At 75.7% G+C, this 18,799-nt stretch carries 17 protein-coding genes; 11 read left to right on the top strand and 6 right to left on the bottom strand.

The annotated features are described in order from the left end of the window. The first annotated feature begins 12 nt into the window (after window positions 1-12). On the top strand, window positions 13-2,319 hold the full coding sequence (locus ABEB06_RS37810) for an MFS transporter (protein WP_345701479.1): 2,307 nt from the start codon (window positions 13-15) through the stop codon (window positions 2,317-2,319). Between the two features lie 65 nt (window positions 2,320-2,384). Here the strand turns inward: ABEB06_RS37810 and ABEB06_RS37805 are convergent, their stop codons facing one another. Next, entirely contained in the window at window positions 2,385-2,525 is a 141-nt protein-coding gene (locus ABEB06_RS37805) for a hypothetical protein (protein WP_345701478.1), read from the bottom strand. Then, a complete protein-coding gene (locus ABEB06_RS37800; RefSeq protein ID WP_345701477.1) occupies window positions 2,525-3,121 on the bottom strand; it encodes a GrpB family protein in 597 nt (198 codons plus the stop codon). The genes ABEB06_RS37805 and ABEB06_RS37800 overlap by 1 nt, the downstream gene beginning before the upstream one ends. 181 nt (window positions 3,122-3,302) lie before the next feature. On the opposite strand from ABEB06_RS37800, the gene ABEB06_RS37795 reads away from it, so the two are divergent. Continuing rightward, window positions 3,303-3,983: a hypothetical protein gene (locus ABEB06_RS37795; protein WP_345701476.1), complete on the top strand. Its 681-nt coding sequence runs from the start codon at window positions 3,303-3,305 to the stop codon at window positions 3,981-3,983. A 68-nt stretch (window positions 3,984-4,051) separates the two neighbouring features. Here ABEB06_RS37795 and ABEB06_RS37790 read toward each other — a convergent pair whose 3' ends face one another. Beyond that, window positions 4,052-4,423 (bottom strand): hypothetical protein, encoded by a 372-nt coding sequence (locus ABEB06_RS37790; RefSeq protein ID WP_345701475.1) that lies wholly within the window; start codon window positions 4,421-4,423, stop codon window positions 4,052-4,054. A 127-nt stretch (window positions 4,424-4,550) separates the two neighbouring features. Here ABEB06_RS37790 and ABEB06_RS37785 point away from each other — a divergent pair, with 127 nt between their 5' ends. Then, window positions 4,551-5,102 (top strand): hypothetical protein, encoded by a 552-nt coding sequence (locus tag ABEB06_RS37785; protein WP_345701474.1) that lies wholly within the window; start codon window positions 4,551-4,553, stop codon window positions 5,100-5,102. A 25-nt stretch (window positions 5,103-5,127) separates the two neighbouring features. Here ABEB06_RS37785 and ABEB06_RS37780 read toward each other — a convergent pair whose 3' ends face one another. Beyond that, window positions 5,128-5,475: a S24/S26 family peptidase gene (locus tag ABEB06_RS37780; protein WP_345701473.1), complete on the bottom strand. Its 348-nt coding sequence runs from the start codon at window positions 5,473-5,475 to the stop codon at window positions 5,128-5,130. A gap of 63 nt (window positions 5,476-5,538) precedes the next feature. Further along, a complete protein-coding gene (locus tag ABEB06_RS37775) occupies window positions 5,539-6,393 on the bottom strand; it encodes a serine protease (protein WP_345701472.1) in 855 nt (284 codons plus the stop codon). Between the two features lie 250 nt (window positions 6,394-6,643). Here ABEB06_RS37775 and ABEB06_RS37770 point away from each other — a divergent pair, with 250 nt between their 5' ends. The 4 genes from ABEB06_RS37770 to ABEB06_RS37755 all read left to right on the top strand — a co-directional run bounded on the left by ABEB06_RS37770 (window position 6,644) and on the right by ABEB06_RS37755 (window position 11,140). Next, entirely contained in the window at window positions 6,644-7,018 is a 375-nt protein-coding gene (locus ABEB06_RS37770) for a YciI family protein (RefSeq protein ID WP_345701471.1), read from the top strand. A gap of 118 nt (window positions 7,019-7,136) precedes the next feature. Further along, window positions 7,137-8,378: an RNA polymerase sigma factor gene (locus tag ABEB06_RS37765; RefSeq protein WP_345701470.1), complete on the top strand. Its 1,242-nt coding sequence runs from the start codon at window positions 7,137-7,139 to the stop codon at window positions 8,376-8,378. 370 nt (window positions 8,379-8,748) lie between these two features. After that, window positions 8,749-9,417, top strand: a complete 669-nt coding sequence (locus tag ABEB06_RS37760) for an NAD(P)H-binding protein (RefSeq protein ID WP_345701469.1) — start codon at window positions 8,749-8,751, stop codon at window positions 9,415-9,417. A gap of 211 nt (window positions 9,418-9,628) precedes the next feature. Continuing rightward, window positions 9,629-11,140: an amino acid permease gene (locus ABEB06_RS37755; RefSeq protein WP_345701468.1), complete on the top strand. Its 1,512-nt coding sequence runs from the start codon at window positions 9,629-9,631 to the stop codon at window positions 11,138-11,140. 82 nt (window positions 11,141-11,222) lie between these two features. On the opposite strand, the gene ABEB06_RS37750 is transcribed toward ABEB06_RS37755, so the two are convergent. Then, window positions 11,223-11,924, bottom strand: a complete 702-nt coding sequence (locus tag ABEB06_RS37750) for a TetR/AcrR family transcriptional regulator (RefSeq protein ID WP_345701467.1) — start codon at window positions 11,922-11,924, stop codon at window positions 11,223-11,225. Between the two features lie 145 nt (window positions 11,925-12,069). Here ABEB06_RS37750 and ABEB06_RS37745 point away from each other — a divergent pair, with 145 nt between their 5' ends. Genes ABEB06_RS37745 through ABEB06_RS37730 form a run of 4 tightly spaced genes read left to right on the top strand, consistent with a single transcriptional unit; the run spans window position 12,070 to window position 18,795 of the window. Then, complete coding sequence (locus tag ABEB06_RS37745) at window positions 12,070-12,873, top strand: urea amidolyase associated protein UAAP1 (protein WP_345701466.1); 804 nt, start codon at window positions 12,070-12,072, stop codon at window positions 12,871-12,873. Next, window positions 12,870-13,526, top strand: a complete 657-nt coding sequence (locus tag ABEB06_RS37740; RefSeq protein WP_345701465.1) for an urea amidolyase associated protein UAAP2 — start codon at window positions 12,870-12,872, stop codon at window positions 13,524-13,526. The genes ABEB06_RS37745 and ABEB06_RS37740 overlap by 4 nt, the downstream gene beginning before the upstream one ends. Beyond that, on the top strand, window positions 13,523-17,131 hold the full coding sequence (gene uca / locus ABEB06_RS37735; protein ID WP_345701464.1) for an urea carboxylase: 3,609 nt from the start codon (window positions 13,523-13,525) through the stop codon (window positions 17,129-17,131). Before ABEB06_RS37740 ends, uca begins: the two co-directional genes overlap by 4 nt. Further along, window positions 17,128-18,795, top strand: coding sequence for an allophanate hydrolase (locus tag ABEB06_RS37730; protein ID WP_345701463.1), 1,668 nt, complete (start codon window positions 17,128-17,130; stop codon window positions 18,793-18,795). The genes uca and ABEB06_RS37730 overlap by 4 nt, the downstream gene beginning before the upstream one ends. Window positions 18,796-18,799 lie beyond the last annotated feature (4 nt).

The following is an 18,799-nucleotide window of genomic DNA, read 5'->3' as shown; positions in this document are numbered from 1 at the left end:
AGGCTCGTGACGGTGTGGAAGCGGACGGTGGCAGGGGTGACGGCGGAGGCGACGGCCACCGGAGAGGTGAGCGGGGTCCGGCGGCCGTCGGAGCCGGCGCGGCTGGTGAGCGTGCTGCTGACGGTGGTGGCCGTGATGTGCGTGCTGCTGCCCGGCCTGCAGGGCGCGGCCGCGCCCCACGCGGCGGTCGAGCTCGGTGTCGGCCCGGCGCGCGCCGGGATCGGGCAGGTCCTCGGCGTGCTGGTGGTGGTCGCAGGGCTGTTCGCAGCCGGCCCGGCGGCGGACCTGTTCGGTGCCCGCCGGGTCCTCTCCTGGTCCCTCACCTCACTCTGCGCGGGCGGCCTCCTGCTGGTGGCCGCCTTCGACCCGTGGTCGTTCAACCTCGCCCGGGTGCTGGTCGGGATGGCGGTCAGCGCGACGTTCGTGGTGTGCCTGGCGTCGGTGCCGGAGCGGCACCTGCCGGGCCGGATCGGCCGGGTGGTCGGCGGCGTGCTGGCGGCCATGGGGCTGGCGTTCTTCGCGGTGTCCAACCTGGCGGCCCGCCTGGTCGACCAGGTCGGTTGGCGGGCTCTCGCCGCGGTGGTCCCGCTGGTGGCCGCAGGGCTGGCGCTGGCCGTCCGCCGCTTCCTGCCACCCGCCGACGCCCCGCGCGCCCGCCCGGCGGAGGTCGCGGCGTTCACCGCGGTGATGCTGCCCGCGGTCGCCCTGACCGTGGCCGCGCTCCAGCTCGGCCCGGCCCGCGGCTGGGCCGATCCGTGGGTGCTGGCGGCCGAGACGGCCGGGCCGGCGCTCGCGGTGGCGGGCTTCGCGGCCCTGCGGGCTTCGGCCCGGCGCCGCCCGCGCGCCTGGCGGGTGCCGGTCCCCGAGACGCTGTCGGCGACCGCGGCCGCCGTCGCGCTGGGCTTCACCGAGGTCGTCCTGGTGCTCGCCGTGCCCGCGCTGACGACCGCCGCCGGCGCGCCGCCGTGGCAGGGGCTGCTGGCGGTGTCGGCGTTCGGCCTCGGTACGGCGGCGGCCGGCCTGCTCGCCGCGCGGCGAGGCGTCTCCCGGGTCGCCGCCGCCTCGCTCGGCCTGCCGCTGGCCGCCGTGGGGATGGTCCTGCTCCATGCGCTGCCGTCGGGCGCGACGGCGGCGACGGCCGTCGCGGGGGTGATCGCGGCCCTGGTCGGCTTCGGCCTGATGCTGGCCCAGGTGCCGCAGGCGACGGAGTTCCTGGCGGCGCTGCCCCGGCAGTGCCGGACCACGATGTGCGGCCTGTACCCGGTGGCGCTGCTGCTGGGCACGGCCGCCGCCGCGGCCGTGCCGCACGCGTCCACGGTGCTCGCGACGGCCGGGCACGCCGGGGTGCACGAGCTGATCTGGGTGGGCACCGTGGTGGCGGGCGCGGCCGCCCTCGCGCTCGGGAAGCGGACCGTGGTCCTGGCGGTCGCGGGCGCGGCCGGCGTCCAGTACCTGCTGCTGCGCGGACTGGCCGGCGCCGACCACGCCGACCGGCCGTGGGCGATCGCCTCGGTGATGGCGATCGGCCTGGCCGCGGGCGCCGCCGCCTGGATCCGCGTCCGGCAGGCCGACCGGCTGGCGACCTCCCGCGCCTCCGCCACCGCCCTGCAGCGGGCCGTCCTGCGCGACGTCCCGCCCCGCCTCGGCGACCTGCGGCTCGCCTCCCTGTACGAGCCGGCCACCGCCGACACCGGCATCGGCGGAGACTTCTACGAGGCACTGCACACCCCGTACGGGGCGCGGATCCTGCTCGGCGACGTCCGCGGCAAGGGCCTGCAGGCGGTGCAGACCGTCACCGACCTGCTCGGCTGCTTCCGCTCCCAGGTCCACGAGACGCCCGACCTCGGCGAGCTCGCCGCCCGTCTCGACCGGCAGCTGGTCCGCGCCGCCGTCACCCGCGAGGACGAGGAACTGTTCGCCACCGCGCTGATCCTGGAACTCCGCGACGGCGACGACCAGCTCGCCGTCATCAACTGCGGCCACCTCGCCCCGCTCGCCGTCACCCCCGCCTCGACCTCCGAACTCGCCGTCCCCGCGCTGCTGCCGCTCGGCTTCGGCGTCCTCGGCGACCGCGCCGCCCCCGCGCCCGCCCGGATCCCGCTCCCCGCCGGCACCACGCTGCTCCTGCACACCGACGGCCTCAGCGAGGCCCGCAACGCCTCCGGCGAGTTCTACCCCCTCACCGAACGCCTCGCCCACGCCCCGTCCGCCGCCCCCGACGACCTGGTCCGCTTCCTCACCGCCGACGCCCGCCAGTGGACCCACCAGCTCGGCGACGACATCGCGATCATCGCCCTCGACCGCCGACCCGCCCGCTGAGGAGCACATCCGCACCGGCACCGCCGTCGACGACCCGCACGCCGACGACTCCTGTCCCCGGCCGATCAGTTCTCGTCGAACAGCGAGAGCACGTCCGTCAGCTCCCCGGCCTCCAGCGGCCCGACGAGGACACCCGCCATGCTCTCGATCCCCTCCCGCAGCAGAGGTCGTGGGCGGCGCAGGCCCCACCGGTGCGGTCGGCGCATCAGGTGCGGTACGGCTCCCAACCGGTCGCCGCGGCCCACTCCTCCGCCACCACCACGACCAGGTCGACCACCGGGTCCTTGACGTCGGCGTAGTCGTCCAGGTCGGCGAGGGCACCGGCGAGCACCGTCTTGAACTGCGCGTACGCGGGCACCGCCTCGGGGTGGGCGCGGAACCAGTCGCGGAACAGCAGCGCCAGCCGCTCGTTCGGCGACCCGACGAGCCGCACGTGCAGGTTGCAGTCCGGGCCCGCAGCGGCTTCGCCGCGTCGCGACCAGTACCGCTTGGCCCACCGCTCCGGGTCGTCGTCCCGTCCGGCCGGCACGTGGTCGTACCGGTACGGCGAGAGCCGGAACCCCCGTGCGCCGAGCGGCCCGTCGAAAACCGTCTCCGCCGCCGCGAGGTCGGCGACACTCACCTGCAGGTCGAGGACGGGCTTGGCGGCCATCCCGGGGATCGCCGTGCTGCCGATGTGCTCGACGCGCACCGCGAGCGGGCCGAGCGCGCCGCGCAGCTCCTTCGCGAGCGTGCGTCCGCCCTGCTCCCACAGCGGATCGGGCTCGACCACGACGACCTGGTGCCGGATATCCGATGCCACCCGCGCGATCCTAGCCTGCCCACCGACCGACGTCTCCGCGCCTCGCCCACGACACCCCGCCCGTCCTCGCAGGTTCAGGTCGCCCCGCTCGGTCTGACACTCCGTTTCCTCGTTGCACCACGGGTGGCGGGTTCCGTACGCCATAGTGGGGGCAGGGGAGTTGACTCTGGGGGGAGTTCTCATGATCGAGCAGGCGTACGTCCAAGCCGGGGACGTGACGACCCCGGCGGTCGCGACACTGCGGGCTCGGATCTCGCAGGCGATCGACGCCACGGTGGCGGCCACCGCTCTCGACCGTCTCAAGGTCTGGTTGCAGATGCCGACCGATTCCACCTTCTTCAACGGAGTGCTGGACAAGCTCTGCGGTGAGCGTGCCAAGGATCTGGGCGAGCGGTTGAGCCCCGGCGCCGGAGGGCTCTACGAGCCGGGGGATCTGTCGGCGGCGGTCGAGATCGCCCCCAAGTGGGCGGGGATCAGCACCATCCTGCACGGCGACCGTGCCGTGACCGTCAACGGTCCGACCGGGCACGTGGCGGGAGCCAGGAGCACGTTCCACAACAAGCAGGGCACCGGTTTCCACGTGATCCTGCTCCTGGCCACCGGGCAGGAGCCCGGCGGGCGCCGGTTCTTCCTGGGCCTCGACCCGGACGTCAGCGCCACGCCGGAGTCCCGGAACGCGTGGATCCCCGTCGCCCTCGGCGGCGCCGGCACCGTTGCGAAGGTGTCGGCGTTCACCGACGCGAAGTGCAACCAGGTGATCAAGGACATGGTCCTCGGCAACTCGCCGGACGGATTCGGCCCGCTGGTCCGCAAGTACTACGTCGACACGACGGCGGCCTTCCCGGCGATCAAGCGCGCCTGAGCGTCGCGGGCCCGCCCGCCCGGTGAGTGCGCCGGCGGCAGCGTCCTGAACCGCTGCCGCCGGCGCACTCACCAGCGCAGGCGGTCGGGAGCGGGGAGGCCCGCCATCGGCGCGTCCTCCCAGGTGTAGACCTCCAGGTTGGACAGGTACCCGTCGTGGGCGAACACCATCACTCCGCCGATCTCCTGGCCCGCGGCGTCGAGCACGACGGCCTCGGCCACGGGCTGCCCGGTGACCGGTGCCGGCTCCACCGCGACCTCGCCCACTTCGGCTGGGCCGAAGTCGAGACTGGGACACGGGCACGGGCATCCGCCGGTGACCCTCAAGTGGGGGATCTGCGACCGCAGGGCACGGTGGGCCGGCGTGTCGTCCCGGAGGAGTGCCTGCAGGAGTTCGACCGCCTCGGGTGGCAGCCGGTCACGGGTCGAGCTGTCGTCCATGCCGGAAGCCGATCATCCGCCGTCCGGACGCGTCAACCGCGTTCGTCGCGTCGTCGGTGACGGAAATCCGCTGGTCGGCCGGGGCGCCGGGGTGATCTGATGCCGCCATGGCCGGAAGGAGCTCCCTGTGTTCGCCGTGAGGACGTCCGGGACGGAGGCGGCCGTCGACGGCGACCGCGTCGAGTTCCGGCTGCTGGGCAAGCGCGGTCTCGGCGGGCTGGCGGCGGCCCGTCCGGTCGCCTCGGGTGTGCGGTCGCGGGCGGTGCTGGAGGCGCACCGGAACTACGGCGGTCAGCGGGCCGTCGCGCTGGTGGGCGGCGAGTACGTGCCGGGCGAGGGCGAGCGGCTGGACTGGCGGGTCCGGTACTGGGAGACGGTCGGGCCGGCGCCGCTGCCGGGGCTGCTTCCCGGGGTGCTGCTGCCGGGCCTGCCCGAGGGGCTGGACGATGCCGTGGTGCACGGGTTGTGGCCGTACCTGAACGGCGGCGCGCTGCCGGCCGGGAGGCTGGTGGTCGACCGGGCGGGGTACGACCGGGAGTCGTCGCCGCTGCTGTTCGCGAAGGCGACCGGGCTGCTGCTGCACGTCCTGCTGGCGGGTGCCTTCGGTGTGTCCGTCGAGCCGATCGTGACCTCCTGGGTGGAGACCGGCCAGGTTCCGGCGTCCCTGCCGTCCGCGTGACCCGCCACCGGCGCGGCCCCGGGGGTCAGCCGGTGCGCGCCTTGTCGGCGGCGCCGGGGCGCGGGACACCGTCCACCGCGAGGCAGATGCCGTAGACCCGGTCGTGGCTGGTCCAGCCGTTGACGCGGCCGCGGTTGTTGCTGATCTGGACGCGCTTGCGGGCCGGGTCGACGGACGACACCAGGTGCAGGTAGACGGTGCCGGCGACTTTGGCGAGGACGATGTCGCCGGGGCGCAGCCTGGTCGGGTCGGCCGGGGCGACGGCGACGAGTTGGCGGCTGCGGACGAGCGGCACCATCGACGTGCCGGTCGGTCGGAATTCGACGGTCGCCCCTGCGGCGACGCGTGCTGCGACTGCGTCCAATGCGCCCATCGGACGATCGTGCCGGAGCCTGCGGCCGTGGTTCCAGCGGTTTTCCGGCCGGGGTCGTCCCGGTCACCCGGAGGCGGCGGGCAGGCGGGCGGCGGTGCGGATCCAGGCGCTGTACGCGCCGGTGTTGACGAAGCGGGAGCCGCTGCCGCCGTCCGCTCCGGGCGGTTCGGGTGCTGCGGTGATGCCGATCAGGGTGTCGCCGGCGATCAGCGGGTTGCCGTCGTCGCCGCGGCGCAGGTGGGCGCGTTCGGGGACGGCGCACAGTTCACCGGCGACGGCCGGGGGCGGGGTGACCGCAGGAGCGGCGACCGCAGGACTCGGAGCGGTGGCGGCCCCGGCCGTACCGGCCGCGGCGGCGCAGACGGTCCACGGGACGACGGTGACCCGGGCCGCGCGGAGCTTCGGCGAGCGGGAGGTCTGGGTGCTGGTCGCGCCCCAGCCGGAGACGGTGGCGGTCGTCCCCGGGGCCGGTTCGCTGTCCTGGGCGGGGAGGGTGACCGCCCGCAGGCCGTCGCCGAGTGCGAGCGGCGCGGCCAGGGTGAGGACGGCGAGGTCCGCGGCCCGCGTGGAGGGGTCGTACGCGGGGTGTACGGCGACGCCGACGACGCGCTGGCGCAGGCCGCGCGCGGTCGGGTCGTTCGGGTCGGCCTTGCGCAGGACGGTGCCCACGCTGACGGTGAGCGCGGCGGTGGACATCACGTCGGCGCAGTGGGCGGGGGCGAGCACGCTGGACGGGCCGAGGACGCTGCCGGCGCAGATGTGCGCGCCGCGGTACTCGACCGCCACTTGGTACGGGTGGTGCGCGACGTCGGCGTCCCAGCCGCCTTCGATGGCTGCGGCGGGCCGGGCGGGCAGGACCGCCCCCGCCGCGGCGGCGACGACCGCCGCCCATCGAAGCCCCGCGTGTACTCCGCGCATCGCTCACCCCTACGGCTGCCGGTACGAACCCGCCGGTCACCATCTGTCCCCGGCGGGCACCGCCCGGCATGTCCGTCGGTCGCCGCTGTCACCGCATCGGCCGCGAAGTACCCCGGTTCGGACCCATGGGCGGCCCCGTCGACGGGGTTCGGAAAAATCTTCGGCGTGGATGTCGATCCCGGCGTCTCCCGTTCGACGCATGGTTGGGAGGCGGGGAGCGGCCCCGCCCGGACGACCGAGGAGCGACACCATGCCCCGATTCATGACGCTGATCCGTATCGACGAGAAGGCGGCCGCCGATTTCGAGTCGGACCCGGGTTTCGAGCAGCGGATGGGTGCCCTGTTCGAGGAGATCACCAAGGCGGGCGTGATGCTGGAGACCAACGGGCTGAAGCCGACGGCGGAGGGCACCCGGCTGTCCTGGCAGGGCGGCAAGGTGAGCCTGACGGACGGTCCGTTCACCGAGACGCGCGAGGTGGTCGGCGGGTACGCGATCATGCAGTGCAAGGACATGGCGGAGGCGCAGGAGTGGACCCGCCGCTTCCTGTCCACCCACCCGGAGAGCTGGGAGGTGGGCGCCGAGATCCGGCAGATCGACGAGATGCCGACCCCGCCCGGCAACTGACCTGCCGCGCCGACGCCGACGCGACCTCGAACCTCGACGCGGCGCCGACGCGATGTCGACCCGGCATCGGCGCGTCGGGTTTGCCCCGTTCCGCTCACGGCTGCTCTGATGGGTGGCCGTGACGGAGCGGGGCGCGGCGGCTGCGGTCGAGACGGTGTTCAGGATCGAGTCGGCGCGGATCATCGCCGGCGTCACCCGGATCGTGCGGGACGTCGGGATCGCCGAGGAGATCGCGCAGGACGCGCTGGTCGCGGCGCTGGAGCAGTGGCCGCGGTCCGGCGTCCCGGACCGGCCGGGGGCGTGGCTGATGACCACCGCCAAGCACCGGGCGGTCGACCTGGTGCGCCGCAGGGAGACGTACGCCCGCAAGCTGGCGGAGGTCGGCCGGTCGCTGGAGGACGTGCCTCCGCCGGAGCCCGCCGACGCGGACGACATCGACGACGACCTGCTGCGGCTGGTCTTCACCGCCTGCCACCCGGTGCTGTCGGCGGAGGCCCGGATCGCGCTCACCCTGCGGCTGATCGGCGGCCTGACCACGGCGGAGATCGCCCGGGCGTTCCTGGTGCCGGAGCCGACGGTCGCCCAGCGGATCGTCCGGGCGAAGCGGACCATCGCCACCGCCAGGGTGCCGTTCGAGGTGCCGTACGGGGCGGACCGGGCGGCCCGGCTGTCCTCGGTGCTCGAAGTGATCTACCTGATCTTCAACGAGGGGTACGCGGCGACAGCCGGCGACGACCTGCTCCGGCCGGCCCTGTGCGAGGACGCGCTGCGCCTGGCCCGGGTGCTGGCCGGGCTCGCACCGGACGAACCGGAGGTGCACGGCCTGGCGGCGCTGCTGGAGTTCCAGGCCTCGCGGCTGGCGGCCCGGACCGGTCCGGACGGTGAGCCGGTGCTGCTCGCCGACCAGAACCGGGCCCGCTGGGACCGGCTGCTGATCCGCCGCGGGGTCGCGGCGCTGGGTCGGGCGGGCAGCGGACCGTACGCCGTGCAGGCGGCGATCGCCGGGTGCCACGCGACGGCGGCCCGGTACGAGGACACCGACTGGACCCGGATCGCCGCGCTCTACGGCCGGCTCGCCGTCCTCACGCCCTCGCCGGTGGTGGAACTGAACCGGGCCGTCGCGGTGTCCATGGCGGAGGGGCCCGAGGCGGGGCTGGCGTTGGTGGACCGACTGGCGCAGGCCCCGGCCCTGCGCGGGTACCACCTGCTGCCGAGCGTCCGGGGCGACCTGCTGGAGCGGCTCGGACGCCCGGCGGAGGCCCGCGCGGAGTTCGAACGGGCAGCCGCCCTGGCCGGCAACGCCCGGGAGCGCGCACTCCTGCTCGACCGAGCCGCCCGGCTGACACCCCCGCAGCCGTAGCGCAGCCGTCGCGCCCCTCACAGCCGGCGCAGCCACGGCACCCCCTCGCGGCCCGACCCGCCGTCACACCCGGCGCAGCCGCGGCACCCCGCCGTAGCCGCCCCCGCCGTCTCTGCCGGCGCGCCCCTCACAGCCGGCGCAGCCACGGCACCCCGCCGTAGCGTTCCCCGTCCTCCCCGTCCTCCCCGCCCTCCCCGCCCTCCCTGCCCTCCCTGCCGTCTCTGCCGTCTCTGCCGTCTCTGCCGTCTCTGCCGTCCGTGCCGGAACGGCCGGCGCGCCGGGCACGACGCGCCGGGCGGCGCGGATCGCCAGGTGCGGCGGGTCGCCGGTGGCAGGGTGGGGGCCACGACTCGGGAGAAGGAGTGTGACCGTGAAGGTGTTCCAGATCGGTGCCGCCGGTGGTGTCGGACGCCCGCTCGCGCGGCTGCTCACGGCGGGCGGTGACACGGTGTCGGGGATGTACCGGGCGCCCGGTCAGGTCGACGCGGTCCGGGAGACCGGCGCCACCCCGGTGGTCGGCGATCTGGTCGCCGAGACGGTGGACGAGCTGGCCGCCAAGCTGGCCGGGCACGACGCGGTGGTGTTCTCGGCCGGCGCGCACGGCACCGGGCCGGACCAGACCACGCTGATCGACGGCCGGGGGCTGGAGAAGGCCGCGGACGCCGCCGTCCGGGCCGGGGTGCGCACCTTCGTCCTGGTGTCGGTCTTCCCGGACGCGGGCCGGGACCGGGAGACCAACGAGGGTTTCGAGCACTACATGCGGGTGAAGAAGACCGCGGACGTGTACCTGTCCGGCACCGACCTGGACTGGCTGATCGTGCGGCCCGGCACGCTCCGCGACGGCGCCGCGACCGGACGGGTCACCGCCGGGCTGGCGGTGGAGTACGGGGAGGTGCGGCGGGAGAACGTCGCCGCGTTCATCGCGGCGGCCCTGCACCAGCCGACGCTGCGCCGGGTGATCGTCGAACTCACCGACGGCGACACGCCGGTGGCCGACGCGGCGGCCCACCTGGCGGCCGGCGGCGGCGCCTGGTCCTGACCCCGCCGCAGAGCACCACCGCGGGGCACCATCGCAGGGCACCACCGCGGGGCACCGCCGCGGGCTCGCGGGTTCCGCGAACGCGAGGTGAGCAGACGGCAATCGGGCGGCAACAGTCGGGCAATGCGGGGGAATCGGCGATCCCCTATTCCTGTCGGTCGACAGAAAATGTCGCCCCCGTCGTCGCCCGTCGTGGAAGGCCGGTGCCCCGATGACCACCAGCGCTCCCCCCGCCCCCCGTCCGACCGACGGCCCCCCGTCGCGGCCCGCCGGGCCCTACCCCCAGCAACTGCACCGCACCATGGGCCGGTTCGCCTCCTTCGCGGCGGGCTTCTCGTTCATCTCGGTGCTCACCACGGTGTTCCAGCTGTTCGCGTTCGGGTACGGGTTCGCCGGGCCCGCGTTCTTCTGGAGCTGGCCGCTGGTGCTCGGCGGCCAACTGCTGGTCGCCGCCTGCTTCGCCGAGCTGGCCGCCCGCTACCCGATCTCGGGCGCCATCTACCAGTGGGCGTCGCGGCTGGGCAGCGCCGGCTACGGCTGGTTCACCGGGGTGCTGATGGTGCTCGGCCAGATCGTCGTGGTGACGGCGGCGGCGCTCGCCCTGCAGGTGGTCCTGCCCTCCCTCTGGTCGGGCTTCCAACTGATCGGCGGCGAAAGCGCGTTGGATACCCCGACCGGTGCCGCCAACGCCGTCCTGCTGGGCGGCGCGCTGATCGCCCTCACCACCCTGGTCAACGTCCTCGACAACCGGGTGCTCTCGGTCGTCAACGGCATCGGCGTGACCGCCGAACTCGTCGGCATCGCCCTGATCGTGGTCCTGCTGCTCACCCACGCCGAGCGCACCCCGACCGTCGTCCTGCACACCGGCCACAGCGGCGGCGGGTACCTCGGCGCCTTCCTGGTCGGCTCGTTCACCGCCGCCTACGTCCTGATCGGCTTCGACAGTGCGGGCGAGCTCTCCGAGGAGACCGTCGACCCGCGGCGCACCGCGCCCCGCACCATCCTCACCGCGCTGCTCGCCGCCGGCGCGGGCGGCGGACTCCTGCTGCTCGGCGGGCTGCTCGCCGCACCCAGCCTCACCGACGGCCGGCTCGCCACCGACGGCCTGTCGTACGTGCTCACCAGCACGCTCGGCGACGGCCCGGGCCGGGCGCTGCTGGCGGACGTGGCGGTCGCGATCTGCGTCGGCACCCTGGCCATGCAGACCGCCGGCGCCCGGATGCTGTTCTCGATGGCCCGCGACGGCGTCCTGCCCGGCTCCCGCCGGCTCGCCGCGGTCTCGCCGCGCACCGGCATGCCGTCCGCCGCGGCGACCGCCGTCGGCGTGCTGGCGGTCGGCTTCCTGCTGGTGAACCTGGCCGCCCCGAACGCCTTCCTGGCGCTGGAGACCACCTGCATCGCGCTCGTCTACACCGCGTACTCCCTGGTGGTCGGCGCCGCGCTGGTCCGCCGCCTGCGCGGGCTCCCGCTCGGCCCGGCCTACGCCCCCGCGGTCGACGAACGCGGCCGCCCGCTCTTCTCGCTGGGCCGCTGGGGCCTGCCGGTCAACGCCCTCGCCCTGCTCTACGGCGCGGCGATGACGGTGAACCTCGCCTGGCCGCGTGCCGCCGTCTACGACCCGACCGGCGGGCACTGGTACCTGCGCTGGTTCACCGTGCTCACCGTCGCCGCCGCGCTGCTGCTGGGCACCGCGTACCGGCTGGCCACCACCCGCCGCCGCTGACCGCTCCGACGAAGTCCCCGAACGCCGTCCTCCGCCGACCCGAGGGGGACGGCGTTCGCACGCCCGCCCCCGGCCGGGGCGGTCAGCCCGCGGCGGGCCGGGGCGCGGCGAGCAGCGCGGCGCCCGCGCGGGCGGCCGGGGCGGCAGCGTCGGCGGGGACCCCCGCGAAGCGCAGGGCCGCGGCGGCGACGGCCCCGGCGACGCGGTCCGCGTCCCGGTCGGCGCGTTCGCGGGCGACCGCGACGCCGCCCTCGACCAGGCCGAACAGCAGGTCGGTGCGCAGCTCCAGGTCGCCCTCGCCCGGGGTGAGCAGGAGGAGCAGTTCGCCGTAGGCGGCCTTGAGTTCGGCGCGGGCCCGGCGGAAGCCCTGGAAGCGCTCGCCGCGCACCTCGGGGAGCTGGTAGAGCGCGCCGAGGTTGTACAGGCCACGGTGGAGCAGGGCGGCGTCGTACGCGGCGAGCGCCCAGAGGCGGGCGGCGGGGTCGGTCTCCACAGCGGCGAGCAGGTCGGCGGCGCGGCCGAGCGAGGGTTCGACGGTGGATTCCAGCAGGGTGGCGAGGATGTCCTCCTTGCCGGCGAACCAGTGGTAGAGGCTGGCCTGCCGCATGCCGGCCTTCTCGGCGACGGCGCGGGTGGTGGTGGCCGCGTAGCCGTCCCGGGTGAAGAGTTCGGCGGCGGCGGCCAGGACCTCCTCCCGGGGGCTCAGGTCGCTGTCCGGCCTGGCCTGGGCGCGGGGGCGGCCGACGCGTCCGGCGCCGCTGCGGCGGGGGTTGTCGACGGGCATTCCTCGATCTTCGCACACCTCCCGATCCGGGCCGGCCGTCGCCGACCGGCCTCACGGCTGCCCGGCCAGGACGGTGAGGTGACGGTAACTCGGCCGCCACACACGGGCAATGACGGCGACTCCACCCGCTCCTAATTTCTGTCGCATGACAGAAACTCCTGGCGCCGGTACCGCCACCACCGGTGCGGCCCGTGCGCACGCCCGATCACAGGCCGGCACCGTCGTCGACTGCATGCCGCTCCTCCCGCCGCCGGAGGGCGCGCTGTGGGAGGAGACGGTGGCGGGCGGCGGCTACGCGCACCTGGCGGTCCCGGCCGGCGCGGAGCTGGCCCTGACCGACCGGGACGGCGACGCCTGCGCACACCTGCTGCTGTTCGTGACCGGCCGCCCGTGGGAGCGGTTGAACACCGCCGACACGGCGAAGGTGCAGTGGAACGCGTACCTGGGCGTCGGCAGCCTGCTGCTGTCGGACCAGGGCCGGGTGCTGGCCACCGTGGTCGCCGACTCCTCGGGCCGCCACGACACGCTGGCGGGCACCTCGACGGCGGCCCGCAACACCGCGCGCTACGGCGACGGCACGCCGCAGGGGCGGTCGCCGGCCGGCCGGGAGCTGTTCAAGCTGGCGGCCGCCAAGCAGGGGCTGACGCCGCGCGACCTGCCGCCGAGCGTCTCCTTCTTCCACGGGATCCGGGTGGCGGCGGACGGCTCGCTCCGCTCGACCGGCTCGGCCGGGCCGGGCGCCCGGGTGGTGCTGCGCGCCGAGCAGCCGTTGACCGTGCTGCTCGCCAACACGGCCCATCCGCTGGACCCGCGGCCGGAGTTCCACTGCACGCCGCTGCACCTGCGCGCCGTCCCCGGCGTGCCGACGGCCGCGGACGACCCGCTGGCCGCCGCCACCCCGGAGCGCGGCCGAGCCTTCCTCAACACCCGCACCCTGGGGGCCCGATGACCACCGCACCCGCCACCTCACCCGCCGTCCCCGCCGCGCCCGGCGTGCTGCTGGACGAGACCGTCCCGGCCCGCGCGGCCTGGTCGGCCGTCGTCCCGCGCGGCGCCACCCTCACCATCACCGACCTGCGCGGCAACCAGGCGGTCGACTGCCTGTTGTACGACGCCCACGACACCGCGGTCCGCTACAGCGCCCCCGACACCCTCCAAGCGCAGCGGGGCATCTTCCTGACCACCGGCAGCGTGCTGCTGTCCAACGAGCACACCCCGCTGATGACGGTGGTCGCGGACGACTGCGGCCGGCACGACACGGTGGGCGGCGCGTGCTCCAAGGAGTCCAACACGCTGCGCTACGGCCACCACACCTGGCAGCAGCACGCCTGCGTGGAGAACTTCCTGGCCGAGGGCGCCCGCTACGGCCTCGGCAAGCGCGACCTGGTGTCCAACATCAACTGGTACATGAACGTCCCGGTCGAGGCGGACGGCACGCTCGGCATCGTGGACGGCATCTCCGCGCCCGGCCTGCGGGTCGTCCTGCGGGCCGAGACGGACGTCCTGGTCCTGGTCTCCAACTGCCCCCAGATCAACAACCCGTGCAACGGCTTCGACCCGACGCCGGTGCGGATGACGATCACCGAGGGGGGATCGCGATGAGCTTCGACACCCTGCTGGTCGCCAACCGGGGCGAGATCGCCGTCCGGATCATCCGCACCGCCCGCACGCTGGGGCTGCGCACGGTCGCGGTCTTCTCCGACCCGGACCGGTCGGCGCCGCACGTGCGGCTCGCCGACCGGGCGGTGCGGCTGGGGCCGGCCGCAGCCAAGGACAGCTACCTGCGCACCGACCTGGTGCTGGCCGCGGCCCGGGAGACCGGTGCGGGGGCGGTGCACCCGGGGTACGGCTTCCTGTCGGAGGACGCGGCGTTCGCCCGGACCGCGGAGGCGGCGGGCCTGGCCTTCGTCGGGCCGACGCCCGAGCAGCTCGACGTCTTCGGCGCCAAGCACACGGCCCGCGCGGCGGCCGAGGCGGCCGGTGTGCCGCTGCTGCCCGGCACCGGCCTGCTGGCGGGGTTGGGCGAGGCGCTGGCGGCGGCGGAGGCGATCGGGTACCCGGTGATGCTGAAGGCCACCGGCGGCGGTGGCGGCATCGGCATGCAGGCCTGCCGCTCGGCCGCGGAGCTGGCGGACGCCTGGGAGCGGGTGCAGCGGGTCGCGGCGGCCAGCTTCGCGACGGCGGGCGTGTTCCTGGAGCGGCTGGTGGAGCGGGCCCGGCACGTCGAGGTGCAGGTGTTCGGCGACGGCGCGGGCCGGGTGGTGACGCTCGGCGACCGGGACTGCTCGCTGCAGCGCCGCAACCAGAAGGTGCTGGAGGAGGCCCCGGCGCCCGGCCTGCCGGACCGGGTGCGGCGCGAACTCGCCTCCTCGGCAGCCGCGTTGTGCGCCTCGGTGGACTACCGATCGGCGGGCACGGTGGAGTACGTGTACGACGCCGAGCGCGAGCAGGCGTACTTCCTGGAGGTCAACACCCGTCTGCAGGTGGAGCATCCGGTCACCGAGGCGGTGCACGGGGTGGACCTGGTGGAGTGGATGCTGCGCCTGGCCCGGGGCGAGCGCGAGGTGGTGCGCGAGGTCGGGCCGCCGCGCGGGCACGCGGTGGAGGCCCGGGTGTACGCCGAGGACCCGAGCCGCGGCCACCGGCCGAGCGCGGGCCGGCTGACCGAGGTCCGCTTCCCGGCGGACGTCCGGGTGGACACCTGGGTGGAGACCGGCACCGAGGTGACCACCGCGTACGACCCGATGCTGGCCAAGGTGATCGTGCACGGCGCGGACCGCGCCGACGCGCTGGCCCGGCTGGACGCGGCGCTGGCCGGCACCCGGGTGGCGGGGATCGAGACCAACCTCGGCCTGCTGCGCGCGATCGGCGCGGTGCCCGAGGTGCGGGCCGCCGCCCACCACACCGCGACGCTGGCGGCGGTGACCGACCCGACGCCGCGCGTCGAGGTGGTCCGGGCGGGCACCATGACGACCGTCCAGGACTGGCCGGGCCGCACCGGGTACTGGCACGTCGGGGTGCCGCCGTGCGGGCCGATGGACGACCTGTCGTTCCGGCTCGGCAACCGGGTGCTCGGCAATCCGGAGGGCGCACCGGGGCTGGAGTGCACCCTCCAGGGCCCGGCGCTGCGGTTCACCGCCGCCACCCGCGTCTGCGTGACCGGCGCCCCCGCGCCGGTCACCGTGGACGGGCTGCCCGTCCCGCAGTGGGAGCCGGTGCTGGTCCCGGCCGGCGCGGTGCTGGACGTCGGCGCGCCGCCCGGGCCGGGCCTGCGCAGCTACCTGCTGGTGGCGGGCGGCCTGGACGTCCCGGACTTCCTCGGCAGCGCGTCGACCTTCACCCTCGGGCAGTTCGGCGGCCACGGCGGACGGGCGCTGCGTGCCGGCGACGTGCTGCACGGCGCGAACGACAGCGAGAGCGACGGCACGGACGACAGCGGGAGCGACGCGCCGGGTGCCGGTCCGGTGCCGCCCGCCGAGCGCCCGTCGTTCACCGCGGACTGGGCGCTGGCGGTGGTGGAGGGCCCGCACGCCGCACCGGAGTTCTTCACCGAGGCGGACATGGCGCAGTTCTACGCCGCCGAGTGGAGCGTGCACTTCAACAGCGCCCGCACCGGCGTGCGGCTGGTCGGCCCGAAGCCCGCCTGGGCCCGCCCGGACGGCGGCGAGGCGGGCCTGCACCCCTCCAACATCCACGACACCCCCTACTCGGTCGGCGCGGTGGACTTCACCGGCGACATGCCGGTGCTGCTCGGCCCGGACGGGCCCTCACTGGGCGGGTTCGTCTGCCCGGCCACCGTGGTCACCGGGCAGCGCTGGAAGCTGGGGCAGCTGCGGCCCGGCGACCGGGTCCGCTTCGTGCCGGTCGGCGAGGAGGCCGCGGCCGGGCTGCGCCGCGCCCCGGCGGCCGAGCCGGTGGCCGACCGGGCGCCGGTCACCGACGGCGGCGTGCTGGACCGTCTGCCGCAGGGCGCCGACCGTCCCTCGGTGACCTACCGGCGCAGCGGCGACGACAACCTGCTGATCGAGTACGGGCCGATGCAGCTCGACCTGGCGCTGCGGATGCGGATCCACGCGCTGGCCGAGCGGCTGGCCGCCGAGCGCCTGCCGGGCGTGGTCGACCTGACCCCCGGGATCCGCTCGCTGCAGGTCCACGTCGACCCGGACCGGCTGCCGGTCGGCCGAGTGCTGGAGCTGGCCCGGCGGATCGAGCGGGAGCTGCCCGCCACCGACCGGCTGCGGGTGCCCAGCCGGACGGTCCACCTCCCGCTGTCCTGGGACGACCCGGCGACCCGGGAGGCGATCGAGCGGTACATGGCGGGCGTGCGCGACGACGCGCCGTGGTGCCCGTGGAACATCGAGTTCATCCGCCGGATAAACGGCCTCGCCTCGGTGGACGAGGTGTACCGCACGGTGTTCGACGCCGAGTACCTGGTGCTCGGCCTGGGCGACGTGTACCTCGGCGCGCCGGTGGCCACCCCGCTCGACCCGCGCCACCGGCTGGTCACCACCAAGTACAACCCGGCCCGCACCTGGACGGCGGAGAACTCCGTCGGCATCGGCGGCGCGTACCTGTGCGTGTACGGCATGGAGGGGCCGGGCGGCTACCAGTTCGTCGGCCGGACGGTCCAGATGTGGTCCGGCTGGCAGCAGCGCGGGCCGTTCGAACCGGGAGCGCCGTGGCTGCTGCGCTTCTTCGACCGGATCCGCTGGTACCCGGTCTCCGCCGAAGAGCTGTTGGAGCTGCGCGCCGACATGGCGGCGGGCCGGTTCCGGCCGAGGATCGAGGAGGGCGAGTTCGCGCTCGCCGACCACCTCGCCTTCCTGGCCGAGCACGCCGGACCGATCGCGGAGTTCCGCGCCGTCCAGGCCGGGGCGTTCGCCGCCGAGCGGCGGGCCTGGGAGGAGGCCGGGGAGTTCGACCGGGCGCTGAGCGCCGAGTCCGCCGGGCCGCCGCCGCGCCGCGAGGTCGCCGTCCCGGCGGGTGGCAGCCTGGTGGAGTCGGAGTTCACCGCCTGCGTCTGGAAGGTCGACGTGGTGGTGGGCCAACAGGTCAGAAAGGGACAGCAGTTGATGGCCGTCGAAGCGATGAAGATGGAGTCGCCGGTGACCGCGGCGCAGGACGGCGTGGTCCGCGAGCTGCTGGTCCGGGCCGGGGACCAGGTCGAGGCCGGCACCGCGCTCGCCGTGCTGGCGGCCGCCCGATGACCGCCGCCGCCGGGCCACGGCCGTACTCCGGCTCGGCCGCCGACCGGGTCCGGGCCGCGTACCGCCGGATCGAGGCCGTCGACCGGCCCGAGGTCTGGATCGACCTGCGGCCCGAGGCGGAGGTGACGGCGGAGGCCGCCGAGGTCGACCGCCGGCTGGCGGCGGGCGCGTTCCTGCCGCTGGCCGGGCTGCTGGTCGCGGTCAAGGGCAACATCGACGTGGCCGGCCTGCCCACCACGGCGGGCTGCCCGTCCTTCGCCCGCCGGCCCGCCGCGGACGCCCCGGCGGTGGCCCGGCTGCGGGCGGCCGGCGCGGTCGTCCTCGGCACCACCAACCTCGACCAGTTCGCCACCGGCCTGGTCGGCACCCGCAGCCCGTACGGCGCGGTGCGCGGGGCGGTGGACCCTGAGCGGATCTCCGGCGGGTCCAGCTCCGGCTCGGCCGTCGCCGTGGCGCTGGGCATCGCCGACCTCGCGCTCGGCACCGACACGGCCGGGTCCGGACGGGTGCCCGCGGCGCTCAACGGCATCGTCGGGCTCAAGCCGACCGTCGGCGCGATCAGCACCGAGGGCGTCGTCCCCGCCTGCCGCACGCTGGACTGCGTCTCGGTGTTCGCCGCCACCGTCGACCGGGCGCTGGCCGCGTACGCGGTGCTCGCCGACCCGGTCGACGCGCAGGCGCCGCCGCGCCGGCCCGGCCCGTGGCGGGTGGCCGTCCCGCCGACCGGTCAGCTCGGCGCGCTCGACCCCGGCTGGGCGGAGGCCTTCGAGGCGGCGGCCGCCCGGCTCGCGGAGGGTTCCGAGCTGCGCACCCTCGACCTCGCGCCGTTCGGCGCCGCCGCGGCGATGCTGTACGAAGGTGCCTTCGTCGCCGAACGCTACGCCGCGGTGGGCGGGTTCGTCTCCCGCGGCGGCGCCGACCTCGACCCGACGGTGCACCGGATCATCACCGCCGCGGCCGAACTGCCCGCCCACCGGCTGTTCCGGGACCAGGCGGAGCTCGCCCGGCTGCGCGAGCTCGCCCTCGCCGAACTCGGCGACGCCGACGCCCTGCTGCTGCCCACCACCACCGGCCACCCGACGCTCGCCGAGGTCGCCGCCGACCCGGTCGGGATCAACACCCGGCTCGGCCGCTTCACCAACTCGGCCAACCTGCTGGGGCTGTGCGCCCTCGCCGTCCCGGCGGGCACGGTGGCCGGGCTGCCGTTCGGCGTGATGCTGCTCGGACGGGCCCGCACCGAGGACCGGCTCGCGGCGATCGCCCGGCAGCTCACCGAACCGCCGCTGCGCCTCGCGGTGGCCGGCGCCCACCTGACGGGCCAGCCGCTCAACCCGCAACTCCTCGCCCTCGGCGCCACCTTGGAGGCGACCACCCGCACCGCACCGGACTACCGGCTGCACGCGCTGGCCACCGTGCCCCCCAAGCCGGGCCTCGAACGGGTGGCCCCCGGCACGGGGGTCGCCGTCGAGGTCGAAGTGTGGCGCCTGCCCGCCGCCGGCCTCGGCGCCCTGCTCGCCGCCCTCCCGCAGCCGATGGCGCTCGGCCCGGTCCGCCTCGCCGACGGCAGCTCGACGACCGGGTTCCTGTGCGAACCCGCCGCCTTCGTGGACGCGGTCGACATCAGCGGGCACGCGTCCTGGCGCCGCCACCTCGCCGCGGGCTGAGCGC

It is taken from the genome of Kitasatospora terrestris (assembly GCF_039542905.1).
GTDB lineage: Bacteria > Actinomycetota > Actinomycetes > Streptomycetales > Streptomycetaceae > Kitasatospora > Kitasatospora terrestris.
This window is presented reverse-complemented; position numbering and strand designations above follow the sequence as displayed.